Origin of the sequence: Georgenia sp. Z1491 (genome assembly GCF_049856175.1) — a bacterium.
Lineage (GTDB): Bacteria > Actinomycetota > Actinomycetes > Actinomycetales > Actinomycetaceae > JB111.
Window position 1 is genome coordinate 261,447 of sequence record NZ_JBNDNA010000001.1, and the last position, 12,073, is coordinate 273,519.

Genomic DNA, 12,073 nt, shown 5'->3' on the forward strand with positions numbered 1-12,073 from the left:
GCGCCTGGGCGCCCGGGCGCCCGGGCGCACGGCCTGCTCAGTGCTCGAGGAGGTCGCGCACGTCGTCGGGCGAGAGCGGGGCGGACAGGGCGCCCCCGTCGCCGACCACGCGCGAGACCAGGTCGCGCTTGCGGTCCTGCAGCGCGAGCACCTTCTCCTCGATCGTGCCCGCCGAGACGAGCCGGTAGACGTTGACCCGGCGGTCCTGGCCGATGCGGTGCGTCCGGTCCACGGCCTGGTTCTCCGCCGCCGGGTTCCACCAGGGGTCGAGCAGGTAGACGTAGTCGGCCTCGGTGAGCGTGAGACCGAACCCGCCGGCCTTGAGCGAGATGAGGAAGACAGGGGCCTCGCCGTCGCGGAACGCCTGGACGACTCCCTCGCGGTCGCGCGTGGAGCCGTCGAGGTAGAGGTGCTCGATGCCCGCGTCCGCCAGCCGGCCGCGGACCGCGGACAGGAACGACGTGAACTGGCTGAACACGAGCACCCGGTGCCCCTCGGCGAGGACGGCGCCCAGGTGGTCGAGCAGGGTGTCGATCTTCGTCGACCGCTCGCCGGCGGTGCCGTCGCGGTCGGCCAGCGCGGGGTCCAGGGCCGCGAGCCGGAGCGTCGTCAGCGAGGACAGCACGCTGACCCGGTTGCGCCCGATGTCGTCGAGCAGACCGAGGATCCGCTGGCGCTCGCGCTGGAGGTGGCGGTCGTAGCTGCGGCGGTGCGCGGCCGAGAGCTCGACGTAGACGACCTGCTCCTGCTTGGGCGGCAGGTCCCGCTCGACGAGCTCCTTGGTCCGCCGCAGCACGAACGGGCGCACCCGACGTCGGAGCTCCTCCAGCGGCCCGGGGTCGGTGCCGGCCTCGATGGGGCGGCGGAACGTCGTGGTGAAGACGTCGGCCCTGGGGAGGAGCCCGGGGGTGACGAGGGCGAGGATCGACCACAGGTCGGACACCGAGTTCTCCACCGGCGTGCCCGTCATCGCGAGCCGGCGCGGCGCGCGCAGGCGCGCGACCGCCCGGTGCGTGGCCGTGCGGGGGTTCTTGACGAACTGGGCCTCGTCGAGCACGAGCGCCGCCCACGGGATCGGGGCGAGCTCGTCTGCGTCGAGCCGGACGATCGCGTAGGAGGTGACGACGATGTCGGCGCGCGCGACCACGTCCCGCAGGTCCTCCTCGCGCCGGGCGCCGGTCGCGCGCAGCGCGACGACCGTGAGGTCGGGCGCGAACCGTTCCGCCTCGTGCACCCAGGTGCCGATGACCGAGGTGGGGCACACGACGAGGACGGGTCCGGCGTCGGCCGTGGTGTCACCCGCGTCGCTCGATGTGTCACCCGTGGCGGCCCCCGCCCCGTCCGCGGTCCTGCCGCGCCGGTCGCCGCCCCCTGCCCGCAGCCCGCCGACCTCGCCGCGCTCCTTCCCGCGCTGGACGGTCGCGAGGGTCTGCAGGGTCTTGCCGAGCCCCATGTCGTCCGCGAGGATCCCGCCGGCGCGCGCGTCCCACAGCAGCGAGAGCCACGAGTAGCCCTCCCGCTGGTAGGGCCGCAGGGTCGCGTCCAGGCCGGCGGGCGGCTCCGGGGTGGGACGGCCGGCGATGTCCGCGAGCGCGCGCAGCGAGTCGGTCCACGCGGCGACGTCCTCGTCGAGGAGGTCGAGGTGGGCGAGCTCCTCGAGCTGCTCGGAGCGGTACCGGGAGACCTGGACCGTGCCGGGCGGGGCGTCCGTGAGCGCGCGCGACTCGGTGACGAGACGGCGCAGCGCGGTGAGCTCGGGGGTGTCGAGCGGGAGGTAGGTGCCCGAGGGCAGGACGACGAGGTCGGCCCCGGTGGCGAGTGCCTGCAGGAGGTCGTCGACGGGGACCTCCTCGTCGCCGACGTGGACGCTGACCCGCAGGTCGAGCCAGTCCGTCGACGTGTCGAGGCCCTCGGCGGAGGCCACGCTGACGGTCGCCACCTCGGTGGCACGCCGGAAGTCGGCGGCGTCCCCGACGACCTCGACGGCGATGCCTGCCTCGCGCATCCGCGGCAGCACCCGGTCCACGAGCAGCGCGGTCTCGGCGGGACCCAGGTCGACGACGGCGACCTCCGGCGGGTGCAGCCCGGGCACCATGGCGATCTCTCGCGCCACCGCGGAGAGCAGGCCCGACTCCGTCGCGGCGTCGCGCGGCAGGTCGAGGTCCCCCCCGCGCAGCGGGACGTCGACGTGCCGCTCCCCGCCCACGTACCGGAACCCCAGCTCGGCCCGGCTGCGGTGGGCCGGCCCCATCGTCACGGTGATCAGGACGCCGGGCACGAGGGCGTCGGGCACGTCGACCGAACCGTCCGACGAGCGCACGTCGATCCGCTGGCGCAGTCGGGGCAGGTAGCCGTGGGTGAACCGCACGCGGTCCGCCGCGGGGACGACGACCGACGCGATGGTGAGGTCCCGCAGGTGGGGGTCGACGGGATGGTCGAACGGGGCGAGCACGTAGCTGCCGTCGGGGTCGCGCACCGACACCCCGTGGGCCGGGTCGCCCTCGAGCGTGACGCGGCTCCCCGGGCGGTCGGCCGGCGCGAAGGGGCCGACGAGGGAGGTGTGCCCGCCGTTGAGGTCGAGCTCGACGTAGGGGGTGACGCGGATGCCGTCGCCGGCGGCGGTGAGGTCCACGCCGAGCGCGGCCCCGGGGGCGAGGCGCAGCTGCTCGACGCCGGAGCCCCCGACGAGATCGACGCCCGCCACGTACGCCTGGACCAGCGCGTGCCACCCGTTGCCGTCGAGCTCGTCGAGGTAGACCTCCTCGGCCCGCTGCCACTCGGGACGCGTCCCGTGAGCGGCGGCCTTGAGCAGGGACAGGGCGCGGACGTGGTCGGGCACGTAGTCCTGCGCCGTGTAGCCGGTGGTCACCGAGGCCCAGGACCGGCCGCCGGTGAGCCACCGCCCGGTGCGCCCGCGCACGACCGGACGGAGCCGGAGCCGCGGGACGGCACCCCGCGGCGAGCCGATCGCCAGGCGCTGCGTGCGCAGGCCGGACGAGCGCTGGACCTCGCTGACCTGCAGGCCCAGGGGAGCGAGGTCGGGGGAGGCGGCGTGACCGTCGGCGACGATGGGGTCGAAGATGGACTCCCACCCGCGGCCGTCGGGCGTGCGGCGGGCGCGCTCGCGGAGCTCGATGAGGACGGCGCCGACGTGCTTGCACGAGCTGCCCACGGGGCACGTGCACGACCCGTGCCACACGACGGTCCCCGGGGCGGGGTCCGCGCGCACCACGACCGTGTAGCGGTCCCCGCGGCTGCCGACGACGGGCGCGATGATGACGGTGCCCTCGGGGTTCGTCGTCGGGTCGCCGACGTGGCCGGCACCGGCCAGCCCGCGGGCCCGTTCGAGGGCGGCGGCACCCAGGGCCGCCTCGATCTCGCCGTCGGTCAGCTCCGAGACCCACTCGAGCACGACGTCCTGAGGCACCCCGACACTCTAGGTCGCGGGGCCGACACCCGGGTCACCGCGGCCTCTCCGGTACCGGTGCACGGGGCGACGCCATACTCGTGGTCTGCTCGTGAGCGCCATGGGGAACTCTCCCCATGGCGCCGGGGCGCGGCCCGTGGGACGGTCCGCGCGTGGCGCGGGTCACGTTGAGCTGCGACCAGGTCCGATCGGTGCGGGTCCTGGTCGCGGTACTGCCGGACACCGAGACGATTCCCTCCCCCTTCCGCACGAGACCAGGAGCGAGCTCATGACCACGGAACCCAGCAGCACGGCCGCCGAGCAGCCGCAGGACACCATTCGCCTCGTCTCCGTCGTGGCGGTCGTCCTCACGATGGCGTGGGGCATCGGCTGGATCTGGGTGGGCGGCACCGGTGCCGAGCAGCTCTACCTGTGGATCGGCGCGCCGATCATCGCCCTCATGTGGGTGCTCATCGGCTGGTGGTCGACCCGCAACAACCGCCGCTGACGCGCGCGGCCCGGGTCGCCCCGAGTCGTGACGGGCCGGTGACCTCGACCGTGACGGACCGGCCGTGACGGGCCGGCCGGGGGGCTCCGCGCGACCCGGCGCGGCACCCGAGGGTCAGCGGGTGTAGGCGCCCTGCCACACGGTGTCGAACGGGGTGGCGGCCGACACGCGTGCGCGGATGCCGGTGGTGACCATGTCCTTGGCGACCTGCACGGCGTCGTGGATCTCGGTCCCCCGCGCGAGCTCGGCCGTGATCGCCGCGGCGACCGTGCAGCCGGCGCCGGACACGCGGTGCTCGCCGATCTTCGGCGCGGAGAAGACGTGGACGTCGGTGCCGTCCCACAGCACGTCGACGGCCTCGTCCCCGGGCAGCTCCGCCCCGCCCTTGGCGTAGACGTACTGCGGGCCGTGCGCGCCGATGACCTTGGCCGCCTCGACGAGCTCGTCGACGGTGCCGATCGAGTCGGCGCCGGACAGGATCGTCGACTCGAACACGTTCGGGGTGATGACCGTGGCGAACGGGAGGATCTGCTCGCGCAGCGCGTTGTCGGTGTCGAGCGCCGCGCCCGGCTCCTGCCCCTTGCAGATGAGGACCGGGTCGAGCACGACGTTGTCCCACTCCTGCGCGCCGAGGCCGGCGGCGACGGTGTCGATCGTCGCGGGCGTGCCGAGCATGCCGATCTTCACCGTGCGCAGATCGTGCGCGGAGGTCGCGGCCTCCATCTGGTCGGCGATGACCTGGGGCTCGACCGGGACGAACCGGTGGCCCCAGCCGTTGTTCGGGTCGAAGCTGACGATGCAGGTCAGGGTCCCGACGCCGTAGACGCCGAGCTGCTGGAACGTCTTGAGGTCGACCTGGATGCCGGCGCCGCCGGTCGCCTCGGAGCCGGCGACGACGTATGCGAGGGGGACAGACACGTGGGGAAACCCTCCGGGACGGTGAGTACCGGCACCGGTCGGTGCCGTGCTTGGCAGCCGAGAATACGCCGCACCGGGCCTTCCGTCATCGCCCACCGCGCGCGGACCACGATCCGGGATGCTGATGCCGCGGCAGGGACGGACGACGGCGGCAGAGGCGGACACGGACGACGGCGGGGGCGCGGTCGGGTGTGACCGCGCCCCCGCCGTCGTCGGGGTCCTGCCGGGCGTCAGGCCCGGATCTGGGACCGGTCGAAGGTGTACGGGTCCTGACCCACGCGCCCCTCGCCGTCCATGCGGTCGAGCACGGCCATCTCGTCGGCGCTCAGCTCGAACCGGAACAGGTCGAGGTTCGCCTCGATGCGCGCCGGGTTGACGGACTTCGGGATGACGATGTGGCCGTGCTGGACGTGCCACCGGAGCACGACCTGGCCGGGGGTGACGCCGTGGGCGTCCGCGAGCTCGGCGACCTCCTCGGACTGCAGGTCGGCGCCCTGGCCGAGCGGCGAGTAGGCCTCGACGGCGATGCCGGCCGACCGGGTGGCCTCGAGCGTGGCGTGCTGCTGGTAGGTCGGGTGGACCTCGATCTGGTTGACGTCGGGCAGGACCCCGGTCTCCTCGGCGAGCCGCTCGAGGTGCTCGGGCAGGAAGTTGGACACGCCGATGGATCGGACGGCTCCGCTCGAGAGGATCTCCGCGAGGGCCCGCCAGGTCTCGACGTAGAGGTCCTTGCTCGGGACCGGCCAGTGGATGAGGTAGAGGTCGATGACGTCGACGCCCAGGCGCTGGAGGCTGTCGTCGAAGGCGCGCAGCGCGGAGTCCCGCCCCTGCTCGCCGTTGCGCAGCTTGGTGGTGACGAAGATGTCGTCGCGTGCGAGCCCGGAGCCGCGCAGCGCCGCCCCGACGCCGGCCTCGTTGTTGTAGGCGGCGGCCGTGTCGATGTGCCGGTAGCCGTACCCGAGCGCGTGCTCGACGGCGGACTGGGTCTCCTCCGGCGGGATCTGGAACGTGCCGAACCCGACCTGCGGGATGGTCACGCCGGAGGCCAGTGTGACGTGGTGGTCGTCAGCAGGTGTCATGCGACAAGTGTGACGGGCCCGGCGCGTCGACGGCGACCTGGGACCACCTCTCGGGACGATCCCGGTGCCTCGCTACCGGGGATCGTCCGGTCCGCTACCGGGGATCGTCCGGTCCGGGCGCCGCAGTCCCGGCGTCGTCGGGTCGCGCCGGACCGGTGGTCCCCGTCCGTCGTGGCGGCGCCTGGCCGCCGGCCTGCGCGTCCGGGCGAGGCTGCTGCCCGGCCGGTCCGGGCGCCGCGGGCCGGTCGTCCGGGCCGCCCGACCGCGGTGCCTGGCGGACGGGCCGCGTGTCGGTCGGGGCGGGGGAGCGGCCGCCGCCGGCCGCGCGCCGCCCGCCGCCGGCCGCGCGCTCGCCGCTGCCGCCCTCGCGCTCGCCGTCGGGGGCCCAGGCCGTCGCACCGTCGGAGGTCGCGGCCCGGGTCGCTCCCGGGACGGCCGGCGTCGTCGGGGTGAGCGGGTGCCCGCCGGAGCCGGAGCCGGAGCCGGCACGGGCGCGCCGCAGCTCGCCGACGGTGATCTCGTCGGACTTGGACCGCACCCGGTCCCCGGCGCCACCGTTGGCCTCCTCGCGCCGGGCGTTGCGCCCGCGCCGCTCCGCCCGGAGCCTCTCGGAGGCGTCGAGCTCGGTCTGGGTGCCGGTGACCTTCTTGTCCCCGGACTGCAGGAACACGGCGAACACCTTGGTGCGCGGGTCGGAGTCGATGAGGACGGCCTTGGCGAACAGGGTGAGCGGGACGGCGAGGATCGAGCCGAGCGGGCCCACGATCGAGGTCCAGAAGACCAGCGAGAGGAACGTGACCGCGGAGTTGAGCCCGACGGCGTCGCCCGTCACCTTCGGCTGGATGAACGTCTGGAAGCCGTTGTTGATGACGGTGTAGATGACGATGATCCAGATCATCGTGCTCACCCCGCCGTCGAGGAGCCCGACGAGGGCCGGCGGGATCAGGCCGATGAAGAACCCGATGTTGGGGATGTAGTTGGTGACGAACGCGAACAGCGCGAACGTCCAGGCCAGCGGCACGTCCATGACGGTCAGCGCGATGCCGTCGCCGATCGCGACGATCGCGCCGAAAACCGTGGAGACGATCCAGTACTTGCGCACCTGCGAGGAGAAGCCGGTCAGGGCGTCGGTGAGGTAGGGGGCCGCCTCCCGCAGGGACTCGGTGCGACCGCGGACGTTGATCGTGTCGAACGCCATGAACGCCGTGACGACGACGAACAGCACCGCCTGCGAGGTGCCGGAGGTGAGCATGTTGGCGGCGCCGCTGACCACGCCGAGGATCTGGTTGAAGTCGATGCCGGAGAGGTACTGCTCGAAGTTCGAGACGTCCAGGCCGAGGCTCGTCAGCCAGGCGAAGGAGTCCTCGTACATCTGCTGGTACGTCTCGCGGTACTCCTGCCGAGCCAGCAGCTGGCCCGTCTCCGCCACCCCGTAGGCGATGCCACCGATGATCGAGAGCAGGATGAGGTAGATCGCCAGGAGCATGATCAGCGTCGCCAGCCACCCGGGCAGGTGGAGGTACTTGCGCAGCCACACGATCAGCGGGCGCGCGGTGACGATCATCGTCAGGCCGAAGAACGCCGGCGCGATGATCGAGCTGATCGTCTGGACACCGGCCATCGCGATGACCGTGACGGCGGCGACGCCGAGCATCACCAGCCCTACGGGGAAGGACCGGCGGTGGTCGCTCATGTCGCTGGTGCTCATCGATCCTCCACGGATGCACTCGCCCGTCGCCGCGGTGGTCGGCGGGCGAGGCACATCCTGCCAGGCCGGGGCGGCGGTCGTGCCGCCGGGCGGGGGGCAGGGTGCGGCGGTAGCGTGCGGGGATGACTGACTCCGGTCTCGACGCCGCGCTCCGGAAGATGGCCGACGCCGGCACCTCCGCCACCGCCCGTCGTGTCTTCGCCGCCCACTACGAGGATCTCGGGCGGGGGGCGTCGGGCACGGTGCCCGAGTCGACGCTCAGCCCGCTCGACGACGTCCCGCGCCTCGCGGACGTCGAGGTCGACGAGGAGGCGGCCGACGCCGCGCTGCGGGCCACCGCGCTCGTGCGGCTCAACGGGGGGCTCGGCACGTCGATGGGGATGACGGGGCCGAAGTCGCTGCTGCCGGTCCGGGACGGGCGCTCGTTCCTCGACCTCGTGATCGAGCAGGTCCGCAGCGCCCGAGCCTCCTCCGGCGCCACGCTCCCGCTCATCCTCATGCAGTCCTTCCGGACCCAGGAGCCGACGCGCGAGGCGCTCGCCGCCCATCCGGACGTCGCCGTCGAGGGGCTCCCGGCCGACTTCGTGCAGAACCGGGTGCCGCGCCTGCGGGAGGACGACCTCGCGCCCGTCGAGTGGCCGGAGGACCCGGACCTGGAGTGGGCGCCACCCGGCCACGGCGACCTCTACACCGTGCTGCACGACGTCGGGCTGCCACGCACGCTCCTCGACGCCGGGTACCGCTACCTGTCGGTGTCCAACATCGACAACCTCGGGGCGACGCCGGACGGCCGCCTCGCGGGCTGGTTCGCCGCGAGCGGCGCCCCGTTCGCCATGGAGGTGTGCCGCCGCACGCGGGCCGACCGCAAGGGCGGGCACCTGGCCGTCCGTACCGACGACGACCGGCTGGTCCTGCGCGAGATCGCCCAGACCGACGAGGAGGACCTGGCGGCCTTCCGCGACGTCGACCGGCACCGGTACTTCAACACGAACTCGCTGTGGTTCGACCTCGAGGCGCTCGACGCGGCGCTCACCGAGCGCGACGGCGTGCTCGCCCTGCCGCTCATCCGCAACGTCAAGTCCGTCGACCCGGCCGACAAGACCTCGACCCGGGTCGTCCAGGTCGAGACCGCGATGGGTGCCGCGATCGAGCTGTTCGACGGCGCCGTCGCCCTGGAGGTGGGCCGCGACCGCTTCCTGCCGGTGAAGACGACCGACGACCTGCTGCTGGTGCGCTCCGACGCCTACGACCTCGACGACGACGCACGGCTGGTCGCCCGCGCCGACCCGGCTCCCGACATCGACCTCGACCGCGACGTCTACGCGCTCGTCGCCGCGCTCGAGGAGCGGTTCCCGGCCGGCCCGCCGTCGCTGCGCGGCGCCCGGTCCTTCGCCGTCGAGGGGGACGTGACGTTCGGTGCGGACGTCGTCGTCACCGGCGACGTCGTGGTGCGCGCCGACGACGTCGACGGCCGCGTGGTCGACGGAACGCGGCTCGGCGAGGTGTAGCCGCCCCACGTCGGCAGGGGTCCCGGTCCTCAGGACGCACGAAAGGGCCGGTGGCGGTCTGTCGACCGCCACCGGCCCCGGTGATCTCACCACTCCCCCCGGGGTGATGGATCCCCTTCTTCGTGAGAGCCGTGGGTCCGTGTACCAAGCGTCCCTGTGGCTCTCATCCCCCGTCCCCTGCGGGGCGGCCCACCCGCCCTACGCAGCGACGATGCGACGCTCCTTCCGGATCGCCCGACGCTCCGACGGCGTCGTGCCGCCGAAGATGCCGAAGGGCTGATTCGTCCGGAGCGAGAACTCGAGGCACGTCTGCGCCACCGGGCAGCTCGCGCAGACGGCCTTGGCCCGGGCCACCTGTGCGTCCACGGCCTTGCCCTGACCCTCGGGGAAGAAGTCGTCGGTGGGCAGGTCGGTGCACGCGCCCTGAACGCGCCAGTTCGGGTCGGTGTCCTCCGGGAAGCTGTTCATGTGTAGACCACACCGGGCGAACCTGGACGGACCCTGGGAATGGCCGCACAATCGTCTGCGAATCCTCGGCGGCGACGGTCCGCGGTCCGTCCACGCGCCTCCCACCACGCTCGCGGCGGCGCCGACCGCGCTAGGTTTCCGGTGGCCGGAGCACCCCGGCCCGTCGTACGCCCACCGTCGAGGAGAACCCATGTCGAACGCCAAGCTCGTCGCCAAGGTCGCGGAGGTGCTCGGGTACGCGCCCGAGGACGCCGTGCCCATGCTCCCCAGGGACGGTCAGAACTGGGTCGCGCAGAGCATGGACAAGGGGCCGAAGAAGTTCTCCGTGGGCTCGCTGGTCGCGGACGCGGTCATCAAGACCGAGGTCCGGCCCGGGGGGCACGTCCTGGGCATGCCGTTCCCGCCCGAGGGGCCGGTGGTGTGGGCGCTGACGCCGACGGCGGCGGTCTGCATCGTCGCGCGGGCCGGGTTCGGCAGGTGGATCCCGGAGCGGGTCTTCGCGTCGTTCGACTACTCCGCCCTCGACCGGATCTGGCACGAGCAGGCCGGCCGCTCGTTCTACGCCGTCCACGTGACGATGCGCGACGGCAACCACTGGGAGTTCACCGTCGCCAAGAAGGAGCTGCCGGCCTACCAGGCCATCGAGCAGCAGATCCTCGGCCGGATCCAGCGCGCCGGTGGCGGGCAGGCGCAGCCGCAGGGCGGCCGGCAGGGGGAGCCTGGTCAGTGGCAGCCGGGGGCGCCGCAGGGTCAGCCGGGCCAGTGGCAGCCGGGGGCGCCGCAGGGCCAGCCGGGCCTCTAGCGGTCAGAGCGGCGTGACCGCGGCGTAGGCGTCCTCGAGCTGGGCGAGGCGGCGGGCGTAGTGCGCGGTGCGGGCCGGGACCGGCTCGCACCGCTCGCCGAGCGGCCCCACGGCGCGGTCGACGTCGGGCGCGAGCTCCCGGAGCGCGAGGAGCGCCGTCCCGCGCATGGTCGTGCGCTTGTAGGTCACGGGGGTCACGGGAGCGCCGAGGACGTCGGCGAGGAGCTGGGCGAAGCCGGGCACCCCACCGATCACTCCGCCGCTCACGCGAATCTCCGACGGCATGCCGGCCACCTCGCGCAGCTGCTTCGCGACGCGCGCGTAGCTCAGCGCGACGCCCTCGAGCAGCCCGCGCGCGAGGTCCGTCGGCGTGTGCGCCGCCGAGATGCCGAGCACGGTGCCGAGCGCGCCCGCCGACCAGCCGGTCGACCGCTCGCCCGACAGGAAGGGCAGTACCAGCGGGGTCGAGGACACCGGCTCGGGCCCGAGCACGTCGTCGAGGTCGTCGTCGACCCGGATGTTCTCGCGCAGCCAGGTCACGGCGCTACCCACGTCGCTGAGCGCACCGCCGAGCAGGGAGTGCCCGTCGTCGACCCGGTAGCCCCACAGGCCCGGGGGGAGCGTCGCGGGGATCGTCTCGACGAGCAGTCGCATCGCGCCGGTCGTGGAGGCCGAGAGGACGGCCGTCGAGCTGCCCGTGCCGCCGGCGCCGAGGCTGGAGCCGAGACCGTCAGGGATGCCGGGGAACCACTGCGCGTCGGCCAGCGCGGGCCAGGTCCGGGCGACCGACGACGCGGCCCCGGGCGTGGGGGTGATCGCCACGGCCGGGTCCTGGACGGGGGAGAGCTGGGCGCGCCGGATCCCCGACAGCCGCAGCAGCTGCGTGTCCCACTCGCCGGTGCGCCGGTTGAGCAGCCCCGTCCACGAGGCCGCCGGTGTGCTCGCGACGGCGACGCCGAGCAGCCGCAGGTGGACGTACTCGGGCAGCGACATCCACCGGTCGACGGCGGCGAACAGCTCCGGCTCGGTGTCCCGCAGCCAGCGCAGGCGCGGCGCGAGGTAGCTCGTGTGCAGGCGCGTGCCGGTGCGCTGCTGGAGCTCGGACTCGCCCAGCTTGGTGCGCAGCTCGGCGACCCGGGGCGCGCAGCGGGAGTCGGCGTACGTGTAGCACGGCGTGACGGCCTTGCCGGTGGCGTCGACACCGACGAGCGACGCGGCGAACGAGTCCAGACCGACGCCCGCGATCCCACCCTCGGGGACGGCGTCGGTGACCGCGCCCACGACCTCGGAGACCTCGGCGACCACCTGGTCGGCGTCGATCGTCGAGGTGCCGTCGACGTCGGTCGTGAAGGTGTGCGACACCTTCTGTCGTGCGTCGCGCAGCGGGCGGCCCGCCGCGTCGTACAGCCCTGCCCGGCTGGCCGTCGACCCGATGTCGACCGAGAGGACGAGCGGGCGGTCGGCGTCGGCCAGCGTGGTGCGGAAGGCGTCGGACATGGGTCTCCCTGACGTGGGTCTCCCGGGCGTGGGTCTCCCGGGCGCGGGGGCGATGCCGCCACCGTAGTCGCCCCCGGCGCGCGTCGTGCCGGTGCCCGTCCTCCGGTCGGTCCGTCTCCGGCCGGCCGGCAGCGGCCACGTCCGGCGGTCACGGCCGGTGGTGGTGGCGCGGCTAGCCT

Annotated in this window: 9 protein-coding genes; 3 read left to right on the forward strand and 6 right to left on the reverse strand. The window is 73.9% G+C overall.

Annotation, left to right across the window (positions count from 1 at the left end; all coding sequences use genetic code 11):
* Positions 1-37: 37 nt before the first annotated feature.
* Positions 38-3,427, reverse strand: a complete 3,390-nt coding sequence (locus ACPYO4_RS01280) for an SNF2-related protein (RefSeq protein WP_425707388.1) — start codon at positions 3,425-3,427, stop codon at positions 38-40.
* 268 nt (positions 3,428-3,695) lie between these two features.
* Here ACPYO4_RS01280 and ACPYO4_RS01285 point away from each other — a divergent pair, with 268 nt between their 5' ends.
* On the forward strand, positions 3,696-3,914 hold the full coding sequence (locus tag ACPYO4_RS01285) for a hypothetical protein (protein ID WP_425707389.1): 219 nt from the start codon (positions 3,696-3,698) through the stop codon (positions 3,912-3,914).
* A 114-nt stretch (positions 3,915-4,028) separates the two neighbouring features.
* Here the strand turns inward: ACPYO4_RS01285 and ACPYO4_RS01290 are convergent, their stop codons facing one another.
* The 3 genes from ACPYO4_RS01290 to ACPYO4_RS01300 form a co-directional block, all read right to left on the reverse strand.
* Entirely contained in the window at positions 4,029-4,832 is an 804-nt protein-coding gene (locus tag ACPYO4_RS01290; protein WP_425707390.1) for a hydroxymethylpyrimidine/phosphomethylpyrimidine kinase, read from the reverse strand.
* A 230-nt stretch (positions 4,833-5,062) separates the two neighbouring features.
* A complete protein-coding gene (locus ACPYO4_RS01295; RefSeq protein ID WP_425707391.1) occupies positions 5,063-5,911 on the reverse strand; it encodes an aldo/keto reductase in 849 nt (282 codons plus the stop codon).
* Positions 5,912-6,005: 94 nt separating this feature from the next.
* Positions 6,006-7,619 carry an AI-2E family transporter gene (locus ACPYO4_RS01300; RefSeq protein WP_425707392.1) on the reverse strand — a complete coding sequence of 538 codons (1,614 nt, stop codon included), beginning with the start codon at positions 7,617-7,619 and terminating at the stop codon, positions 6,006-6,008.
* Positions 7,620-7,741: 122 nt separating this feature from the next.
* On the opposite strand from ACPYO4_RS01300, the gene ACPYO4_RS01305 reads away from it, so the two are divergent.
* The gene (locus ACPYO4_RS01305; RefSeq protein ID WP_425707393.1) at positions 7,742-9,127 is read left to right on the forward strand and encodes a UTP--glucose-1-phosphate uridylyltransferase; all 1,386 of its coding nucleotides are present in this window, start codon (positions 7,742-7,744) and stop codon (positions 9,125-9,127) included.
* A gap of 198 nt (positions 9,128-9,325) precedes the next feature.
* Here ACPYO4_RS01305 and ACPYO4_RS01310 read toward each other — a convergent pair whose 3' ends face one another.
* Positions 9,326-9,595 carry a WhiB family transcriptional regulator gene (locus tag ACPYO4_RS01310; RefSeq protein ID WP_425707394.1) on the reverse strand — a complete coding sequence of 90 codons (270 nt, stop codon included), beginning with the start codon at positions 9,593-9,595 and terminating at the stop codon, positions 9,326-9,328.
* Between the two features lie 190 nt (positions 9,596-9,785).
* Here ACPYO4_RS01310 and ACPYO4_RS01315 point away from each other — a divergent pair, with 190 nt between their 5' ends.
* On the forward strand, positions 9,786-10,397 hold the full coding sequence (locus ACPYO4_RS01315; RefSeq protein WP_425707395.1) for a hypothetical protein: 612 nt from the start codon (positions 9,786-9,788) through the stop codon (positions 10,395-10,397).
* 3 nt (positions 10,398-10,400) lie between these two features.
* Here ACPYO4_RS01315 and ACPYO4_RS01320 read toward each other — a convergent pair whose 3' ends face one another.
* Positions 10,401-11,894 carry a gluconokinase gene (locus ACPYO4_RS01320; RefSeq protein ID WP_425707396.1) on the reverse strand — a complete coding sequence of 498 codons (1,494 nt, stop codon included), beginning with the start codon at positions 11,892-11,894 and terminating at the stop codon, positions 10,401-10,403.
* Positions 11,895-12,073 lie beyond the last annotated feature (179 nt).

Coding starts and splice junctions, on each gene's coding strand:
- ACPYO4_RS01285 (WP_425707389.1), top strand. CDS start 3,696: ATGACCACGGAACCCAGCAGCACGGCCGCCGAGCAGCCGCAGGACACC.
- ACPYO4_RS01295 (WP_425707391.1), bottom strand. CDS start 5,911: ATGACACCTGCTGACGACCACCACGTCACACTGGCCTCCGGCGTGACC.
- ACPYO4_RS01300 (WP_425707392.1), bottom strand. CDS start 7,619: ATGAGCACCAGCGACATGAGCGACCACCGCCGGTCCTTCCCCGTAGGG.
- ACPYO4_RS01305 (WP_425707393.1), top strand. CDS start 7,742: ATGACTGACTCCGGTCTCGACGCCGCGCTCCGGAAGATGGCCGACGCC.
- ACPYO4_RS01310 (WP_425707394.1), bottom strand. CDS start 9,595: ATGAACAGCTTCCCGGAGGACACCGACCCGAACTGGCGCGTTCAGGGC.
- ACPYO4_RS01315 (WP_425707395.1), top strand. CDS start 9,786: ATGTCGAACGCCAAGCTCGTCGCCAAGGTCGCGGAGGTGCTCGGGTAC.
- ACPYO4_RS01320 (WP_425707396.1), bottom strand. CDS start 11,894: ATGTCCGACGCCTTCCGCACCACGCTGGCCGACGCCGACCGCCCGCTC.